This is a genomic window from Janthinobacterium sp. FW305-128, from assembly GCF_020858135.1.
Taxonomy (GTDB): domain Bacteria; phylum Pseudomonadota; class Gammaproteobacteria; order Burkholderiales; family Burkholderiaceae_D; genus Janthinobacterium.
This window is the reverse complement of sequence record NZ_JACYMK010000010.1, coordinates 277,028-294,292: the sequence shown is the minus strand read 5'-3', so window position 1 is coordinate 294,292 and position 17,265 is coordinate 277,028. Positions and strand designations below refer to the sequence as shown.

The following is a 17,265-nucleotide window of genomic DNA, read 5'->3' as shown; positions in this document are numbered from 1 at the left end:
AGCGCCAACGCGCATGTGGACTGGGCGGCGGCGAAAAGCATCCGCCTGTCGACGGCGGGCGGCGCCAACATCACCATTGAGGGCGGCAATATCACCATTCAATGTCCGGGCAAGATCACCGTGTTTGCCGGCAAGAAAAGTTTTATCGGGCCCACGCGCGCGCCGTATGTGATGCCGCCGTTGCCATCAAGCACCTGCAAAAACTGCATTTTGAGCGCCATGCAACAGGGTGCAGCGGGAGTGCTGCGGTGAAGCCCGACAGCGTTTCAGCATTGCACGGCTGGGTCCGGGCCAGTCTTGAGCGGCAACGCCTGCCTTATTTGTTGCTCGACAGTGCGCAAGCCGAAAACAGCCACCTGACGCTGCAACGCTGGAAAGTGCCGTATGCGTCGCTGTTCGAGGAAACCCACGAAGCGAGCCTGCCGGAGATCGCGCCCCTGCTGATACGGCTATCCGGCCTTGCGCCGGCCATGCTGGAAAAAGTCTGCGACTGGGCCGAAAAGCTCGGTTATGGCGCGCCTTGCCTGAGCTGGATGGAAAGTCCCTGGCCCTTGCCCGAACTGGCGCGGCATTTACGCCAGTTTCATGCCGTCGGCCTGAGCGACCAGCAGCAGATGATGCTGCGCTGGTATGACATGCGCATCCTGCCGGTCTGGCTGGCCTGCCTGGCGCCGCTGCAGCGAGAGCAATTCGTGGCTGGAATGTTGAGCTTGCAGTACATCAACCGTTTTGGCGACGTTGCCGTCCTGCTGGAGGTCGACACTGCCGGCGCTGCGCCGGACGCTGCGCTCATGGACTCGCCACTCATCCACTTGGACGATGCGCAATACGGCATGCTGGTCGATGCGGGCGACGCCGATACGCTGATCAGCCATTTACGGCGGGTGATCACGGACGAAACCAACGATACCCCACCCCGGCTGCTATACGAATTCGTCGCCCGCTACCAGCAGCGCGCGCTGGCCGCCGGCCTTGACGACCTGGACCGTCAGACGCAATACCTGCTGCTGGCCCTGTACACGTCCGGCGCCGGCATTGAACACCCCGATTTCATCGCCCTGATGCAAGACCCACCCACCTCTATCGAAAGTTTTTATGAAGCCATGCAAGCCTTGCACGACGACGTATGGGAAGCCGGCCCACCTTTATGGGGCGTACAGGTTGAAGCTTGACCGGCTGCCGGCGCTGGCACTATGCCTGGCCTTGGCATTTGCCGGCGGCAACGTCGCAGCGCAGACAGCGGTAAAAGCCGCGCCGCAGGCGTCAAGCGCCGTCAAGCACGCCAAGCTGAAACCGGCCGACACCGCCAACCTGGTCAGCCATTTGCGGCGCGTGATCACCGATGAAACCAATGACACGCCTCCGCGTGTGCTGAACGCGTTTGTCGCGAAATACCAGCAACGCGCGCTCGATGCCGGGATCGATGACCTCGACCGGCAAACACAGTATGTCTTGCTGGCGCTATATACCTCCGGCAAGGCGATGGAACAGCCCTTGTTTATTGCCTTCATGAAAAACACACCCGCATCGCTCGATGCTTTTTACGACGCGCTGCAAGCCTTGCCGAAAACCGTTTGGGAAGCGGGGTCGCCGCTGTGGGAGGCGTATGAGCCCAAGGGATAATGATTCCTGAAATTATTTTCATGTAATTTTAATTTCAAGAATTATTCGGTCAGCGAATTTCAGGAGTTCATATGATAAAAAAACTATTGCCGAAAAATTTTCTCAATGTATTTTTATGTATTTTGATGGCATTTTCAAATACGGCATGTGGCAAGGAAGATATGAAAATTAGCGTGAATCTCACCGCCTACAATCATACCGAACATGGAGTTGGTAGCTATATTGTAAAACTTGCGGACGGTTCCTGGACTGAGGCTGGATTTCTTGCTCCAGGTCAGGGAGGGGGAGGTGAAACTTGTTGTCTTTCGATCCCTGCTGTATGGAAAAAGGGGATGGAAGTCACCGTTATCATGGACACTATAAAAGACGGAAAAGATGTCAGAGTGGAGAAAGTAGTGCCGGTGCCACCTTATGTAGCCTCTGATGCTGGTAGATTTGTCGTTCATTTCCTACATGATGGACGATACAAAGTATTTGTAACTAAATATTCACTTGGGCATCAAAAATATCCACTCTCTGGAAAAGAAGCTGAATTGCAACCAGGAGTGCCGCTTGAAATAATATGGAAGTAGCTTTTAATGAATGCAGTTGATTAGATTTACTTTGGCTTTTATTGTAAATTATTTTTATAGATCAATTTAAAAAGCGATTAAGTTGTGCTATTTTTTTCTATTTTTATTTTATCCTCAATTGTGGCTTGTAATAAAGAGTCAATGAAAACCGCTGTGAGTCTTACCGCGTATAACCATACCGAACATGGTGTTGGAAGTTATATCGTGACACTCGATGATGGATATTCAGTCGAGGCTGGCTACCTCGACCCTGGACAAGGCGGCGGCGGGCAAACTTGCTGTCTTTCAATACCGTCCGTATGGAAGCCGGGTATGAAGGCAACCATAATCATGGATACGATAAAAAATGGAAAGGCTATTCGCGTAGAAAAAACGGTGCCGGTGCCGCAGTATGCTCGCGCCGATGCCAGCATGTTTGTCGTGCATTTTCTTTACGATGGTAGCTACAAGGTTTTTGTAACCAGATACCTGCTCGGACATCGAAAATATCCGCTCTCTGGAAAAGAAGCTGAATTGCACCCAGGCGTGCCCCTTAAAATAATATGGGAGTAAAAATTTTTATGTGAATATTATTTTCGAATGAATATTTCCAATTAATGGAAGGCCGCGATGAATTTATTTGGAAGGAAATCGGGTTGTATTTTTTTATGTATTTTTCTATCATTTTCCAATATTGCTTGTAGCAAGGAACCAATGAAGATCGACGTGAATCTGACAGCGTATAACCATACCGAACATGGTATTGGAAGCTATATCGTGACACTTGAGGATGGCTCGTCAGCAGAGGCTGGTTACCTCGACCCTGGACAAGGGGGCGGCGGAAAAACTTGTTGTCTTTCAATACCGTCTGTATGGAGGCCAGGAATGAAAGCAACGATAGTCATGGATACGGTAAAAAATGGAAAGGATATTCGGGTAGAAAAAACGGTGCCGGTACCGCAGTATGCTCGGGCTGATGCCAGAAAATTCGTCGTGCATTTCCTTCACGATGGAAGCTATAAAGTGTTTGTGACCAACTATCTTCTGGGGCATCGAAAATATCCGCTCTCTGGAAAAGAAGCTGAATTGCACCCAGGCGTCCCGATTAGAATAATATGGGAGTAAATTTTTTACATGAATAGTTTTGTGGTGAATTAGTTAAATTAAATGTAATTTTTATATTTAATTCCCAGGTGTTCTTTATGAAGCAATCGAGAAAATATTGGCCTTCTGGTTTTTGTGTAATTTTCTATTGATTTTAAATATGGTTTGTGGTCGGACGCCAATGAAAATCAGCGTGAGTCTGACTGCCTATAATCATACCGAACACCGGGTCGAAAGCTATACTGTGACACTTCAAGATGGCTCGTCAGCAGAGGCTGGCTACCTCGACCCCGGAGAAGGACGGGGCGGTAAAACTTGTTATCTTTCAATACCATCAGTATGGAAGCCGGGCATGAAGGTAACGATAGTCATGAATGCGATAAAAAATGGGAAGGCTATCCGGGTAGAAAAAACGGTGCCAGTACCGCAGTATTCTCGTGCCGATGTCAGCATGCTTGTTCACGATGGAAGCTACAAGGTTTTTGTAACCAAATACTCCTTTGGACATCGAAAATATCCGCTTTCTGATAAGGAAGCAGAACTGGAGCCGGGAGTGCCGCTGGAAATAATATGGGAGTAAAATTTTTTATGTAAGTGTTATTTGCGGTATTTATTTAAATTCCTGAAAGGCCATGATGAATTTATTTGGAAAGAAGTTGGGTTGTGTTTTTCTATGTATTTTTCTATCATTTTCAAATATTGCTTGTGGCAAGGAATCAATGAAGATTGTCGTAAATCTGACTGCGTATAACCATACCGAAAATGGTGTTGGAAGCTATATCGTGACACTCGATGATGGCTCTTCAGCTGAGGCCGGTTATTTGGCACCAGGGCAAGGTGGTGGCGGGAAAACTTGCTGTCTCTCGATACCAGCGACTTGGAAACCCGGCATGAATGCGACTGTTGCCATGCATATATTGAAAAATGGTAAGCCGATCAGAGTGGAGAAAACAGTCTCTATACCTCGCTACAATTCCTCCGAAGCCGACAGATTTGTCGTTCATTTTCTTCACGATGGAAGTTTAAAGGTTTTTGTAACCAGGTACTTGTTGGGACATCGAAAATATCCGCTTTCTGGAAAAGAGGCAGAACTGGAGCCGGGAGTGCCGCTGGAAATAATATGGGAGTAAAAATTTTATGTAAGTGTTCTTTGCGGTATTTATTTAAATTCCTGAAAGGCCATGATGAATTTATTTGGAAAGAAATTGGGTTGTGTTTTTTTATGTATTTTTCTATCATTTTCAAATATTGCTTGTAGCAAGGAACCAATGAAGATTGTCGTGAATATGACTGCGTATAACCACACCGAACATGGTGTTGGAAGCTATATCGTGACACTTGATGATGGATCTTCAGCCGAAGCTGGCTACTTGGACCCAGGTGAAGGTGGGGGCGGGAAAACTTGCTGTCTTTCGATACCTGCGACATGGAGGCCGGGAATGAAAGCGACTATTGTCATGGATACGGTAAAAAATGGTAAGGGGATCCGAGTGGAGAAGACGGTTTCTATACCTCGTTACAATTCTTCCGATGCCGGCAGGTTTGTCGTCCATTTTCTTTACGATGGAAGTTATAAGGTATTTGTAACAAAATATTTGCTGGGACATCGAAAATATCCGCTTTCTGGCAAGGAAGCAGAACTGGAGTCGGGTGTTCCACTGGAAATAATATGGAAGTAAATTTTTTACATGACTGTTCTTTATGATAATTTATTTTCAATTCAGGGAGGGCTATAATGAATTTATTGGGAAAGCGATTTGCTTGCCTATTTTCATGTGTTTTTCTATTGTTTTCAAATGTGGCCTGTAGCAAGGAATCAATGAAAATCAGCGTGAGTCTGACTGCTTATAACCACACTGAACACGGGGTTGGAAGCTATATTGTGACACTTGAAGATGGCTCTTCAGCAGAGGCTGGCTACCTCGACCCTGGACAAGGGGGTGGGGGGCAAACTTGCTGTCTCTCAATACCGGCAGTATGGAAACCAAGCATGAAGGCAACGATAGTCATGGATACAGTAAAAAATGGGAAGGCTATCCGCGTAGAAAAAACAGTGTTGGTGCCGCAGTATTCTCGTGCCGATGCCAGCATGTTTGTCGTTCATTTTCTTCACGATGGTAGTTACAAAGTGTTTGTTACCAGATACCTGCTCGGACATCGAAAGTATCCGCTTTCTGGTAAGGAAGCAGAACTGGAGCCGGGAGTCCCGCTGGAAATAATATGGGAGTAAAAATTTTTATGTAAGTGTTCTTTGCGGTATTTATTTAAATTCCTGAAAGGCAATGATGAATTTATTTGGAAAGAAATTGGGTTGTGTTTTTTTTTATGTATTTTTCTATCATTTTCAAATATTGCTTGTAGCAAGGAACCAATGAAGATTGTCGTGAATATGACTGCGTATAACCACACCGAACATGGTGTTGGAAGCTATATCGTGACACTTGATGATGGATCTTCAGCCGAAGCTGGCTACTTGGACCCAGGTGAAGGTGGGGGCGGGAAAACTTGCTGTCTTTCGATACCTGCGACATGGAGGCCCGGAATGAAAGCGACTATTGTCATGGATACGGTAAAAAATGGTAAGGGGATCCGAGTGGAGAAGACGGTTTCTATACCTCGTTACAATTCTTCCGATGCCGGCAGGTTTGTCGTCCATTTTCTTTACGATGGAAGTTATAAGGTATTTGTAACAAAATATTTGCTGGGACATCGAAAATATCCGCTTTCTGGCAAGCAGGCGGAGCGACGGCTTGGCGTTCCACTTGAAATAATATGGGAATAATTTTTAGATATAAGTAAATTTTAAGCTCCGTATACACTAAAAAATAGCAGGTCGACTTGAATAGGGAAAGCCGTATATTTGAAGTGCTGTAATTTAGAGGTTGCATGGATAGCATAGCTTTAATATATTTGTGAGATTATTTATGACTGAAAAACTATTTGTTTTTCATAAATTTTCAATTGCGTAGTTTCTTATTTTTATTTTTCTTGAGGTAATTATGAAAATAATATCGAAAAAAAATTTATTTTTCTATGTGATATGTATTTTTTTTTCAATTTTAAACATTGCATGCAGTAAGGAGTTAATGAAAATTAGTGTAAATGTAACTGCCTATAATCATACCGAAAATGGCATTGGAAGCTATGAAGTAAAGCTTGCTGACAGCTCTTCGGTTGAGGTTGGCTTTCTGGCGCCTGGGAATGGCGGTGGCGGTCAAACTTGTTGTCTTTCCATACCTGATGTATGGCAGCCAGGGATGAAGGTATCTATTGTAATGAATGGCGTGAAAGCTGGAAAAGATATAAGGGAGGAGAAAATTGTATCTGTACCAAAGTATTCGCCCGACGATGTTGGCATGCTTGTTGTTCATTTTCTTCATAATGGAAGCTATAAAGTATTCGTAACTAAATATCTGTTGGGGCATCGGAAATATCCACTTTCTGGAAAGGAAGCAGAACTGCGACCAGGCGTCCCTTTGAAAATAATTTGGGAATGAAAATTGAAAAATTGACAGGGATTGATGGATTATGTCTATAATATATACAGGACGTAAGACTCCGATTGACGGTCGACGGAGGTTGAGCGGGAAAGAATCGTCGCAACGTGCGAAAGCAATGGCTTGTGTAAGGTCGCCCCATAAAACAGAGTGTCAAGGTCAAATTTATATTGGCGTATTTTATGATGGTAGTGGCAATAATCAAGATTGGAAACAAATAGACCCAATAGTAAATCCGAAAAAATTAAATCAGCGGGAAAGAAATAAGCATAGTAATGTGGCAAGATTATGGGATTCGCATCTGGATGAACCTGAGAATGGTTTTTTTCGTGTTTACATACCAGGTGTGGGTATCCCATTCGAGAAAATTGGCGATATGATCAATATTTTGACTGATAATGCAGGCGGGGGTTTTGGTTATATGGGCGCTGACCGCATTAATTGGGGTATAACTTCCCTGATTAACGCAGTGCATCAATATTTGACCGGTACCTTTCTGTTTGAAGCGAAGGCGCAGAAAATATTGGTAAATTTGATGAGCTCCCAGATGCTTCTTGGGCGGGAAAATGTTAAGCGTTGGACAATGTTGACAGCCCTCGAAGAAAAACTCGCGAAGGTTGTAAAAAATCATCCACGTAAATTAAAACAAATTAACGTTTCGATCTTTGGTTTTTCCCGTGGTGCGGCGGAGGCACGTGCGAGTGCTCATTGGTTACATCAGATATTTGAACGGGAAACTGGTGCATTTGAGCTTGCAGGCGTGCCGATTCGGATAGGTTTTCTGGGGATTTTCGATACCGTTGCCGCAGTCGGGGTGGGTGATGTAACGCCAGTCACTTTTGGTCACATGGCATGGGGGAATGGAACACAGAGTATCCATCCTGTCGTGGAGGAGTGCGCTCATTTTATCGCTTTGCACGAGCAGCGCGCGAGCTTTCCGCTCGAATCGGCAACTGGTAGAGGCAATGTAGGATATCCTGGTATGCACTCCGATGTAGGCGGAGGCTACTATCCAGGCGAGCAGGGCAGATCAATGCCGGCCTGGGGAGCTTCCCCACATCTGTCGCAGATTCCGTTGATTGACATGCATTTTGCAGCTCTGAAAGCGGGAGTTCCATTGTTAACGATCAACGAAATAAAACAAAAAGGTTTTAAGAGAATTCAGGATGCATTCTCCACCGACCCAAGACTGATCGCCTCCTACAACAACTGGCTGACGCATAACGGCATCAAGGGCGCGGACGTGAAGACCTTTACTGAGGCGCATACAAAACAATATCTGCGCTGGCGCGGCATGTTGCACGCGCAGGGAAAAGCGCAGTTGAAGAACAAGCGCTTTTTCAGGGAGTCGGACCAGCCGGGCCAGAAAGACTTGCTGGAGGCCGATACCGATCTGGGGATTTATCTGCGCTCCTGGCGCGAACGAAAGAAGGCCAACGCAACCGTGGCGGGGTGGCTCAATGAACGTGCCAAGACTGTCTTGAATCGCGTCAGCCCGGCTGGCATGCTGTTTGTCGAAGACGGAAAAGACCCCTTAAGCGACTGGGAAGAGCGGTTTTTGAAAATCATGACGGAAGGCGCGACACCACCGCCTGCCTGTGTCACGTTGTTTGAAGACTATGTGCACGATTCGCGCGCCGGCTTTCGCATCCTCGGCAAGCACGAGCCGGTATGGCTGACCGGCGGCTATGGCCGCTTCCGCAACGTTTTCGTGCAAAGCGATGATTATTCGAATATGTCGAATATCGCCAATGAATCTTTGAAGGCCGTCAAGGCAGCAGGCGACGCGGCCGTGACCTACTTCCAGAAGTTGTATGGCTACACCGTCAGCACTTACCGGGCAGCGCGCAGAAAGGTTGGCGCGACCGCGAAGGCGGTGGCCGAGGCTGAAAAACGGCTGGAGCGGCAGGCGGTGGCAACGTACAAGGAAACGAGCCGGATGATCGTCGATGGCGCTACCCGCGCCGGTCACGGCGTGCATGATGCCGGGGTCGAGGCGGAAAAAAAAATGGACCGCGCAGTCAAGACCGCAAAAAACGCCATGCAGCAAGCCAGCCAGGAAGCCCGGCTTTATTATCAGGCCGAAAAAAAGGTCATCTTGAAATATGCCAATGCAGAGGCCGAGTGGAAGGCGCAGCTGGAAAAGCGCTGGCGCGAGGAAGAGCGGGAAAAAGCGAAATAGGCAAAAACTTGAACACTCTGGCGGCAGGCGCGCCGCCAGAGTGTGAGCAGCGGTTTCAGCTGTTCTCGGGGGGCTGCACGCCCAGCAGCTCTTCGATATGCGCCAGCGAGCTGGAATCCTTGACCACCGAACGCAGCCAGGAGTGCAGGTCTTGGTTGGCGGCATCGGCCGCCTTGTCGGCAAAATACGAGACGGGGCTGTGTGGTTCGGTGCGGCGGAAGAACTGCGCCACGGCGCGCAATTGTTCGATCGCCTGCGCGCGCGTGTTGATGGCGCCCGGTGGGCCGGCCGGGATCACCTGCACGGCTGGCGCTATCGCGCTGTCGGCAGCGGCCACGCTGGCCTCAGTGGTAGCGGGGAGGGTGGTGCTCGCCGCGCCAGCGCTGACTGGCATCACGCGCAGCATCGCTTCGACGGCTTCGCGCGCCGTGGAGAAGGCCGGGCTGTCGTTCCCCAGCCGGGCGTCGACGACTCGTTCGAGCTTGCGCAGCGCTTCCAGGCAATCTTGCGCGTCGACGGCGAAGCTGGCGCAAAAGGCGGCCGAGTTGTTGCGGCGCGCCGCTTCCATATCGGACAACTTGACGCCATCATGCTGTCTGGCGGAATCACCCGGGGCGGCCTGGCGCCGCGCCGTTTCGAAATCGATGGTGGAAAAGGCGCCGCCCGGGCCGCCCGTGATGGGCACCTCGCGCAGCAGCGCAGGAATGCGCGAGAGTATCCAGCTCAGGTTGCCGATGCGCTGCTCCTGGTCGCCGTCTTCCGCATCCGGGAACAGGCCCCGGTCCCAGAATTTTTCGCACAGCCCGGCCAGCACCAGCAAGCCTTCGGCCATGCCGCGCAGGTGGTGGCGCTTGGCGCCCGCTTCGGTCAGCCAGACCGCCAGGCGCAGGTCCTTGCTGCTGCCGGCAAGCAGGCCGGCGCAGCTGCGCACGACGAACTCCCAGTCGGCCTCTTTCAGGTCGGCGACCCATTCACCTTGGTCGAGCGTGGGGTCGTCGAACTTGCGCGCCAGAGTGATAGCGTCGAGTTCGGGCGAAAACGCCAGGTCCGCGCCTGCCGGTTGTTCATTGCTAATCGGAAGTAATAACTGTTCGGCTGAAAACATGTGGTCCCCTGATGGATGATTATTGCGCCATGCGAAATTCAATGCGCCGGTTGCGGGCGCGCCCGTCCACCGTGTCATTGCTGGCGATCGGCCGGTCGGAGCCCTGGCCAGACGCCGTCAGCAGTTCGCCGTGGATGCCTTTCGACGACAGGTAGAATTTGACGGCCTCGGCCCGCGCCTGGCTCAGGCTCTGGTTACTGGCGCGCAAGCCCTGGTTGTCGGTATGGCCGATGATGTCCACTTTGCGTCCGGCCAGCTTTTGCATGGCCGCCGCCATTTCATCGAGGATGGCGCGGCCCGATGGCGTCAGCGCGGCCTTGCCGCTTTCAAACTCGATGGTGCGGTTGGCCAGGGTGTTGTCGAGCACGCCTTGCTCGCTGGCCGACACGCGCAGTCCATTGTTGACGGTGTAGGTGGGATTGAGGCTGGTGGCGATGTCGCTGGCGATCTTTTGCCGCTGCGCCTCGTTGGCCACTTCGCCGCGCACGCTGACGACGCTGCCGTCGATCTTCAGCTGGCCGCGGCTGATCTGCTTGAGGTTGGGCGACAGCAGCTTTTGCACATACGCATTCCAATTGGCGGGCAACACCACCTGGCCCACGGCGATCTGGTCGACCACCTTGTCGGCGCCGTACAGTTCGCGCAGGCGCGCCAGCACGGCGGCCTTGCTCGTTTCGTCGGGTACGGTGCCGCTGGCCAGCACCTGGCCTGGCTGCGGCGTGGCGGCCGTGGGTATCGATATGGGCGCTTGCGCTGAAGCGGACAGGGCGGCTAGCGCCATGCCGAGGAGGAGAACGATCCGGGATACGCGCATGGTCAGGTTCCGATAAAGGCGGCGCGCAAGGAATCGTGCGCCGATTTGAGCGAGAGGTTGGCTTGCGCCAGATAGGTCGACACTTTCTTGATCGCGTAGTCGTTGCCGACGTGTTCCTCGACCCAGTCCAGGTCGTCGAACGCGATATGGTGTTCCAGTGCCGCCTGCGGGTTCATCAGTACATGCAGGGTCTGCGCCGACGCGCCGGAAAATCCCAGCACCAGCGTCTGGCGGCCGCGCAGCCGCGTGATGAACAGCGCCAGCTCGAAGTCGGCACGCGCCAGGAAGGGCGTGATCAGGTGCATCCAGAACGCCGCCACCATGTTGCGGTACAGCGGGTCGGCCGGCAGCGGCAGTTCCAGGCTCTTTTCCAACCGGCTGGAACTGCTGGCCATCACCGGCTGCAGCAGCAGGCCCAGCGCCAGCAGCACCTGCCGCACCGTGCCCGTGAAACCGGTGGGCGCCAGCAGCGCGTCGAGTTCACCCACGGTCTGCATGTCGAGGAAATCGTTGAAGGCGGCTTCATAGGCGGCGGCGCGCAGGTCGAGGTCGATACTGGCATGGCTGGCCGCGTGCAGCGCGCTGCCCGCATCGGGACCGCGCATGTCGTTGCTGAGCGCTTCGAAGCGGTTCCACAGGCGCGACAGCACCAGCGGGCTGTTGGCGACAAACGCGGCCGGCTGGTCCACTTCCATGGTGCTCATCATCAGGAAGGGAAAACGGCGCGACGAGGCATCGCTGCTGGCGGCGATATGGCCGGCGATGGCGCGTCCGCGGCGCGGGCCGATGAAGGCGAAGTGCATGGGCGGCAGCGCATCATAGGTCAGCTTCCAGCGCGCGTCGGCGCTGAGCAGGTCCATCGCCTGCGCCAGCCAGTCGTCGAGGATCTTCAGCAGGGCCGGGTTGTCGCTGGCCTTGACGAAGTCGCCGCGGCTGGGCAGTTTGCCGAAATAGCCGATGGGGGTGGCGGTGGTGCGGTTCATGGCGCGACGGCGGCATTGGCCGCGGCAGCGCCTGCCGGCGCGGGAGTATTGACGGCCGGCACGCTCTGGGCCACGATTTCCGGCAGCTTCAGGCCGCGGAAGCCCGCGGCGCCCGAGGCGGTGGCTGGCGCGACGGGCGGCGCCGGCGTGGCGACGATCTTCAGGTTGGCCGCGACGGTCACGCCGCTGTTTTCCCAGCTCAGTTCGAACACGCCGCCATCCTTGCGCTTGCGCTTGGCCGAATCGATCATTTTCTTCAGGCCGAAATGGCCAGGTTCGTTGAGCAACACGATCGTGCGGCCTTCCGGCGTGATGGCGCTGATGCGCGCGCCGGGCGTGCCTTGCGGATTCGGCCAGACCATATGGATCCACGGCTGCGGCTGGCCGCGCCAGCGCAGGGCTTGCCCATCGATCTCGATCGTGTACTCGGTGGCGCCGGTGGCGGCCAGCGCCTGCAGGTCGAAACGCGTTTGCGCTTCGCCGGCGCCGGCCGCCGTGGCCACGCCGTTGGCGCTGAGCGGCGCGATCCAGCCGGGGAAGCTGGCCACGACGGACGGCGCCAGGCCGATGCCCATGTTGGCCCAGGTCTTGGCGCTGAGTGAGTCGCCACGGCGCACCACCAGCGGGCCGATGGTGGTATTGAAGAACTTGGCGATGCTGCCTTCCGGTCCGAACACCTGGCCGATGTCGGCATTGCTGGCCTCGCTACCGGAGGCCGGCGAGAACGGATATTTGGGCGCCAGGGTTTTCTGGAACGGTTCGAGCACCTGCGCCAGCCAGACCTTGTTGATTTCCGTCTCGGTCGGCTTGATGATGACGGCAAACGTCTGCATCAGCGGGCGCACCAGCAGCGGCCGGATCGCCTGCTTTTGCGCATCGGTCATGCCGGTGAGCATCTGTTCATCCACGTATTTGAGCGCATCGGCCAGTTCGGAGCCGGTGCCGTCCAGCGTCTGCTGCATGAACTGCTTGGCGCCGGGACCCGTATCGCCCTGGTTCTTGATCTGGTTGAAGCGGGCGCGCAGCTTCGATAGCGCTTCCATGTAGCCGCGCATCAGCGAAGCGTCCTTGTCCTTGGTAACCACGAGGCGGGCCACGCCGGAAAACTCGCGGCCCACCGGCCCCATCGGCAAGGCGCCGGCGGCGGGCGCGCCCGTGCTGACGTTGACGGTGATGCCCGAGGGTTTCTGGCGCAGGATGGTTTCCTTGAACCAGCCCATCATGCCGCGCTGGGCACGCTGCAAGCCCTGGCCCAGCAGTGACGGGTTGTCCCATGAGGTTTCCTTGTACACCGTTTCGATCAGTTTGTTGATCGGCGAGGTTTGCGGATCGCCGAGCCGGTTCATGGCCGCCGCCGCGTTGTCGAAGCCGTTCAACTCGCGGATGCTGACGCCCTGGATGAATTTCTGCCATTCCCTGGCGTAGTCCGTCTTGTACAGTTCGACCAGCGCTTTCTGGATCTGCTCGGGGCTGCCTTCGAGAGTCAGGTCGTCCTTCGAGGCGGTTTTCAGCACCCAGTCGGCGCTTTGCAGTTCGCGGTTGGCTGCTTCCTGGAAGGCTTGCTGGATGAATTGTTCCCAGGCGTCGCGCGTGAAGGTGCCGGGAATGGCGTAGCTGCCCAGCACCAGTTCCTTGTCCTGCTCGCCGACGATGCGCGCCACCGTCATCGAGGCGAAGCGTGTGGCGGCGCGCGCCTTGACGTCGGCGTACACGCGCTCGCGCGCCGGCATGCCCCGCACCACGCGGCGCAGGCTGTCGCGCGACTGCTCGACCAGCGCCAGCTTGCTGTCGACCTGCGGCCAGGACGGGTCATTGATCTGGGTCAGATAAAACGAAATCATGCGTTCGGCGCTGCGTATCATCTGCTCGCGCGGCATGCTGCCGCGGTTGCTGTCGAGCCAGACACGCCAGAAACGGGTCAGCTGGTCATTCAAGTGGCTCGCTTCGGCGCGCGACTTGTCGCTCAGCATCAAATAGGTTTTCAGCGCGTTATACGCATCTTCCACATTCGCCGGCGAGGCATCCTTGAACTGCTGCGCGCCCAGGTTGACGGCGGCGGCCGTGGCGGGCGGCGCGGCGGCAGGGGCGCTGGCCAGGGCCGGCGTCGGCGTGGCGGCCACGGGCGTGGCCAAGGTGCCGGCCGGCGCGGGCAGGGTGGCTGCCGCGCCGGCCGATACCGCGCCCGACTGCGGCGTGCTGGCCATCGGCTGCAAGCGGCTGGCGCCGGCGTTGACTTCGGCCAGGAAGGCTTCCAGCGATTGCGCGACCGGGCTGAGCATCACTTCACGCACGCCCGAGAAATACTCCTCGCGCAGTTTGCGCTCCAGCAGATCCCCCTGATACAGCCCCAGGCCCAGCGAGAGGGGTCGGCTGTTGCGGTAGGAATCGAGCTGCTCGATCCGGTCCTGCAGGATTTCCAGTGCTTCGAAGCGCGATTGCAGGTCGAGCCGCTTGTCCTGCACCTTGATCGCCTGGTCCAGGTCGGCCTGTACATTGGCCACCAGCTGGCGGTTGGCCATGTAGGACCAGCTCCAGCCAGCCAGCGCCAGGCCCACCAGCGCGGTGGCGGCAAAGAAGGTGGCGTAGCGCACGCGGGTCTTGGCTGGACTGGCGTACTGGGCGACGAGTTCCTTGTCGGCGAAGATCACCTTGCGGAACAGATTGAGCAGGAAATAGCCATGCTGGTCCTGCACCGCGTTGTGTTGCTGCGGCTGCAGTTTCAAGTCGAAGCGCTGCGCCACGCGTTCCGACGAGGCCGATACGGACACGCCTTCCTGCAGCGCGCTGGTAAAATAAAAGCCGCGCATGACGGGCTTGAACTGGAACGGGTTTTCCTCGAACAGGGTGGCGATGAAGGCCCGCAACGTACCCTTGATCGCGCTGAATTCGAGCGGGAAGGTGAATACGCCCGGAGGCATGCGTTCGTTCTGCTGCAGCGCCATGCTGGCCAGGCTCAGCTCTTTCAAGCCGTCATACAGCTCGTCGAAACGCTGGTCGAACTGCTCCAGCACGTCTTGCCTGGAACTGGTCTGGCTGTAGGGCAGGGTGGCGCCCCATACCCGGTCGCGTTCGCCGCGTTCCGTGTCCTGGAAAAATTCGTTGAAACCGGTAATCAGGTCGGCTTTGGTGAACACCACGTAGACGGGCGCGTGCACTTCCAGTTTTTCCGTCAGTTCCTGTACCCGCTGGCGCAGGTTCTTGGCCAGGTTGATGGCGAATTCGGGCCGGCTGCCGGTCAGTTCGGCAATGCTGACGGCGATGATGATGCCGTTGATCGGCGCGCGCTTGCGGTGTTTTTTCAGCAGCGACAGAAAGCCGAACCATTCGGCGCGGTCTTCGTCGTTGACCGAATAGCGGCCCGCCGTGTCGAGCAGGATGCCGTCGGTGGTGAAGAACCAGTCGCAATTGCGGGTGCCGCCGATGCCTTGCACGATCTTGCTGTCGGCAAAAGGAAACTGCAAGCCGGAATTGGCGATCGCCGTGCTTTTGCCGGCTGCCGGATTGCCGATGATCATATACCAGGGTAATTCATACAGGGCCGCGTCGCCCGATAGCTGGCCCAGTTTGGACGTCTTGATGGTGCCGATCGCCTCGAGCATGCGTTTGCGGATGGCTTCGGTTTCCTCGCGCTGCGTGGGCCCCGCCTTGGGTACCGCGCCGGCCGTCTGCTGTTCCAGCATGCCGCCGAAGCTGGCGGCGTCGCGCTGGCGGCGCCTGCGCTGCAGCCACCATACCGCGCTGGCGACCAGCAGGACCAGCGCCAGCGGCGGCACGATCCATACCAGCGGCCATTCAAAGATGACGGCGCAACTGACCAGCAGCGCGGCCAGCGCCACGAAGCCGATGGCGAACAGGCTGAAACGGGTAGTAATGGAATGCCAGAATCGTTGCATCATAGTATGAGGGGCGAGAGGTTGATAGGCATGGTGGAGGAAGGAGTCATGTCGCGGCGAGGGATTCAAGGGCAAGGGCTTCCGGGCCCACCACCACGGCGGCCCGGTGGAAGGCGTCGAGGTTGCTCAGGCAGAGCACCTGGCTGGCATTCTTGGCCGCCTCGTGCCGCGCCAGCACCAGCGCCGCGAGGGTGGCTACATGGCCACTCTGGCCGCAGGCCGCCGCCACGCTCTGTACGTCATTGCTGAGATCGATATCGGGCAGCAGCGTGCCGGCATTGTTCATCAATTCGATCATGCGGCTCGAGCGCTGGTCGGCATCGGCGTAGAGCCGGGTGATCGTGGCCGGGGCGACAGACGCCGCCGCCATCGCCTTGCCGCCCAGCTCGGCCAGCAAGCTGGCATCGCCATGGCCGCGGCTGTCCGCCGACCGGCCGCGCACGGCCATGCTGGCCTGGTGCAGCAGTACCGGCGTGTCCACCTGCAGCGCCGCCGCCTGGGCCGCGTCGGCCAGCAACAGGCCGGCCGCGCCTTCGCCGGGAATCTGCCCGCCCGGCTGGCTGATATTGAACAGCAGCTCGCGCGCGGTCCAGTCATGCACGGTCAGCTCGCCGATATGGGAAGCGCAAGCCAGCACGATGGCCAGGCAAGGCAGTTCTTGCAAGGCCGCCTGCGCGGCCAGCTGTTCGATCAGCGCCAGCGGACCGCTGTCGCCGGCCAGGTGTGTACTGAGCTTGTCGGACGGCCAGCCTTGCTGTTCCGCCTGCGCGTGCAGCCAGGCGGCGCCCGTGTCGCGCTGCGGCTTGTCCCAATCGGACGGCAACAGCAGATGCAGTTGCAGGGTCGGCAGCGCGGCGCGCGCGCCCGTTTGCGCCGGCTTGTAGCCGTCGAGCGCCGTGTGCATCGCCGCTTCCTGCATCAGTTCGTTCAATACGCCGGCGCCCAGCGCCAGTGCGCGCAAGTGTTCAGCCTCGAAATGCGGCGCGCCATCCTGCGCCGTATCAGCCGGCCGGGTCCGCAGCCAGTCGTCCAGCAGTTCCTTCTGGCCGTGTTCATCGAGGTCGGCCACGCGGGCGCTCATCACGGGGTAGCCCTGCGCGTCGGTCAGTTCCGGATCGAGTTCGGGGCGCTGCTGCTTGTCCAGCAGCGCGGCCGCCAATTCCGACGCCGAGTCGCCACCGGGCATGCGCAGCGCGGCGCCGGCCAGGTGCAGCGGCGCGCGCGGCGCAGCTTCATTAGCGGCCGCGTGGACGCCGCCATCGGCGGCATCGGCCGGCGCCGCTGCCGGCGTGGCCAGCCTGAGCAGCAGTTTCTTGCCCAGCCACCAGCTTATGAGCAGCACCAGCGGCAACGCCAGCATGGTGCCGGCCAGGTCGGCCGTCGACGGCATGCGCGTGCTGGTGCGCCAGTACCAGATTGCGCCGCCCCAGCATAAGGCGAACACGGCCAGTATCAGCAGGCTGCGCCGCAGCCACGGGCGCATCAGCGCGCTCCCTTGCAGTGGCGGCGGGAC

18 protein-coding genes are annotated in these 17,265 nt (G+C 56.2%); 13 read left to right on the top strand and 5 right to left on the bottom strand.

Annotated features, from left to right (window positions below; genetic code table 11):
• From IGS60_RS21370 to IGS60_RS21310, 13 genes are all read left to right on the top strand, one after another.
• On the top strand, positions 1–252 hold a 252-nt coding region (locus IGS60_RS21370), incomplete at its 5' end, for a DUF2345 domain-containing protein (RefSeq protein WP_230506138.1).
• A complete protein-coding gene (locus IGS60_RS21365) occupies positions 249–1,172 on the top strand; it encodes a DUF4123 domain-containing protein (RefSeq protein ID WP_230506137.1) in 924 nt (307 codons plus the stop codon). The genes IGS60_RS21370 and IGS60_RS21365, both read left to right, overlap by 4 nt.
• On the top strand, positions 1,096–1,623 hold the full coding sequence (locus IGS60_RS21360; protein ID WP_230506136.1) for a hypothetical protein: 528 nt from the start codon (positions 1,096–1,098) through the stop codon (positions 1,621–1,623). Before IGS60_RS21365 ends, IGS60_RS21360 begins: the two co-directional genes overlap by 77 nt.
• Before the next feature lie 71 nt (positions 1,624–1,694).
• Positions 1,695–2,195, top strand: a complete 501-nt coding sequence (locus tag IGS60_RS21355; RefSeq protein WP_230506135.1) for a DUF3304 domain-containing protein — start codon at positions 1,695–1,697, stop codon at positions 2,193–2,195.
• 141 nt (positions 2,196–2,336) lie between these two features.
• Positions 2,337–2,747: a DUF3304 domain-containing protein gene (locus IGS60_RS21350; protein WP_230506134.1), complete on the top strand. Its 411-nt coding sequence runs from the start codon at positions 2,337–2,339 to the stop codon at positions 2,745–2,747.
• A gap of 141 nt (positions 2,748–2,888) precedes the next feature.
• Positions 2,889–3,299 carry a DUF3304 domain-containing protein gene (locus IGS60_RS21345; protein ID WP_230506133.1) on the top strand — a complete coding sequence of 137 codons (411 nt, stop codon included), beginning with the start codon at positions 2,889–2,891 and terminating at the stop codon, positions 3,297–3,299.
• 160 nt (positions 3,300–3,459) lie between these two features.
• On the top strand, positions 3,460–3,858 hold the full coding sequence (locus IGS60_RS21340; RefSeq protein ID WP_230506132.1) for a DUF3304 domain-containing protein: 399 nt from the start codon (positions 3,460–3,462) through the stop codon (positions 3,856–3,858).
• A gap of 52 nt (positions 3,859–3,910) precedes the next feature.
• A complete protein-coding gene (locus IGS60_RS21335; protein ID WP_230506131.1) occupies positions 3,911–4,408 on the top strand; it encodes a DUF3304 domain-containing protein in 498 nt (165 codons plus the stop codon).
• 51 nt (positions 4,409–4,459) lie between these two features.
• Entirely contained in the window at positions 4,460–4,957 is a 498-nt protein-coding gene (locus IGS60_RS21330) for a DUF3304 domain-containing protein (protein ID WP_230506130.1), read from the top strand.
• 56 nt (positions 4,958–5,013) lie between these two features.
• On the top strand, positions 5,014–5,508 hold the full coding sequence (locus tag IGS60_RS21325) for a DUF3304 domain-containing protein (RefSeq protein ID WP_230506129.1): 495 nt from the start codon (positions 5,014–5,016) through the stop codon (positions 5,506–5,508).
• Between the two features lie 141 nt (positions 5,509–5,649).
• On the top strand, positions 5,650–6,060 hold the full coding sequence (locus IGS60_RS21320) for a DUF3304 domain-containing protein (RefSeq protein ID WP_230506128.1): 411 nt from the start codon (positions 5,650–5,652) through the stop codon (positions 6,058–6,060).
• A gap of 304 nt (positions 6,061–6,364) precedes the next feature.
• A complete protein-coding gene (locus tag IGS60_RS21315; protein ID WP_230506127.1) occupies positions 6,365–6,775 on the top strand; it encodes a DUF3304 domain-containing protein in 411 nt (136 codons plus the stop codon).
• Positions 6,776–6,857: 82 nt separating this feature from the next.
• Positions 6,858–8,957 (top strand): DUF2235 domain-containing protein, encoded by a 2,100-nt coding sequence (locus IGS60_RS21310; protein ID WP_230506126.1) that lies wholly within the window; start codon positions 6,858–6,860, stop codon positions 8,955–8,957.
• A 55-nt stretch (positions 8,958–9,012) separates the two neighbouring features.
• Here the strand turns inward: IGS60_RS21310 and tssA are convergent, their stop codons facing one another.
• From tssA to IGS60_RS21285, 5 genes are read right to left on the bottom strand one after another with little or no spacing between them, the layout of a single operon-like run.
• The gene (gene tssA / locus IGS60_RS21305; protein WP_230506125.1) at positions 9,013–10,062 is read right to left on the bottom strand and encodes a type VI secretion system protein TssA; all 1,050 of its coding nucleotides are present in this window, start codon (positions 10,060–10,062) and stop codon (positions 9,013–9,015) included.
• A gap of 19 nt (positions 10,063–10,081) precedes the next feature.
• Positions 10,082–10,876 (bottom strand): OmpA family protein, encoded by a 795-nt coding sequence (locus tag IGS60_RS21300; protein ID WP_230506124.1) that lies wholly within the window; start codon positions 10,874–10,876, stop codon positions 10,082–10,084.
• Positions 10,877–10,878: 2 nt separating this feature from the next.
• Complete coding sequence (gene tagF, locus IGS60_RS21295) at positions 10,879–11,859, bottom strand: type VI secretion system-associated protein TagF (protein ID WP_230506123.1); 981 nt, start codon at positions 11,857–11,859, stop codon at positions 10,879–10,881.
• Complete coding sequence (tssM, locus tag IGS60_RS21290; RefSeq protein ID WP_230506146.1) at positions 11,856–15,752, bottom strand: type VI secretion system membrane subunit TssM; 3,897 nt, start codon at positions 15,750–15,752, stop codon at positions 11,856–11,858. Before tssM ends, tagF begins: the two co-directional genes overlap by 4 nt.
• Positions 15,753–15,798: 46 nt before the next feature.
• Positions 15,799–17,235: a hypothetical protein gene (locus IGS60_RS21285; RefSeq protein ID WP_230506122.1), complete on the bottom strand. Its 1,437-nt coding sequence runs from the start codon at positions 17,233–17,235 to the stop codon at positions 15,799–15,801.
• Positions 17,236–17,265 lie beyond the last annotated feature (30 nt).

Bases quoted from the DNA above. Each gene is read 5' to 3' on its own strand.
- IGS60_RS21340 (WP_230506132.1), top strand. From the start codon at position 3,460: ATGAAAATCAGCGTGAGTCTGACTGCCTATAATCATACCGAACACCGG.
- tssM (WP_230506146.1), bottom strand. From the start codon at position 15,752: ATGCAACGATTCTGGCATTCCATTACTACCCGTTTCAGCCTGTTCGCC.
- IGS60_RS21285 (WP_230506122.1), bottom strand. From the start codon at position 17,235: ATGCGCCCGTGGCTGCGGCGCAGCCTGCTGATACTGGCCGTGTTCGCC.
- tagF (WP_230506123.1), bottom strand. From the start codon at position 11,859: ATGAACCGCACCACCGCCACCCCCATCGGCTATTTCGGCAAACTGCCC.
- IGS60_RS21300 (WP_230506124.1), bottom strand. From the start codon at position 10,876: ATGCGCGTATCCCGGATCGTTCTCCTCCTCGGCATGGCGCTAGCCGCC.
- IGS60_RS21325 (WP_230506129.1), top strand. From the start codon at position 5,014: ATGAATTTATTGGGAAAGCGATTTGCTTGCCTATTTTCATGTGTTTTT.
- IGS60_RS21360 (WP_230506136.1), top strand. From the start codon at position 1,096: ATGAAGCCATGCAAGCCTTGCACGACGACGTATGGGAAGCCGGCCCAC.
- IGS60_RS21345 (WP_230506133.1), top strand. From the start codon at position 2,889: ATGAAGATCGACGTGAATCTGACAGCGTATAACCATACCGAACATGGT.
- IGS60_RS21335 (WP_230506131.1), top strand. From the start codon at position 3,911: ATGATGAATTTATTTGGAAAGAAGTTGGGTTGTGTTTTTCTATGTATT.
- tssA (WP_230506125.1), bottom strand. From the start codon at position 10,062: ATGTTTTCAGCCGAACAGTTATTACTTCCGATTAGCAATGAACAACCG.
- IGS60_RS21350 (WP_230506134.1), top strand. From the start codon at position 2,337: ATGAAAACCGCTGTGAGTCTTACCGCGTATAACCATACCGAACATGGT.
- IGS60_RS21315 (WP_230506127.1), top strand. From the start codon at position 6,365: ATGAAAATTAGTGTAAATGTAACTGCCTATAATCATACCGAAAATGGC.
- IGS60_RS21355 (WP_230506135.1), top strand. From the start codon at position 1,695: ATGATAAAAAAACTATTGCCGAAAAATTTTCTCAATGTATTTTTATGT.
- IGS60_RS21330 (WP_230506130.1), top strand. From the start codon at position 4,460: ATGATGAATTTATTTGGAAAGAAATTGGGTTGTGTTTTTTTATGTATT.
- IGS60_RS21320 (WP_230506128.1), top strand. From the start codon at position 5,650: ATGAAGATTGTCGTGAATATGACTGCGTATAACCACACCGAACATGGT.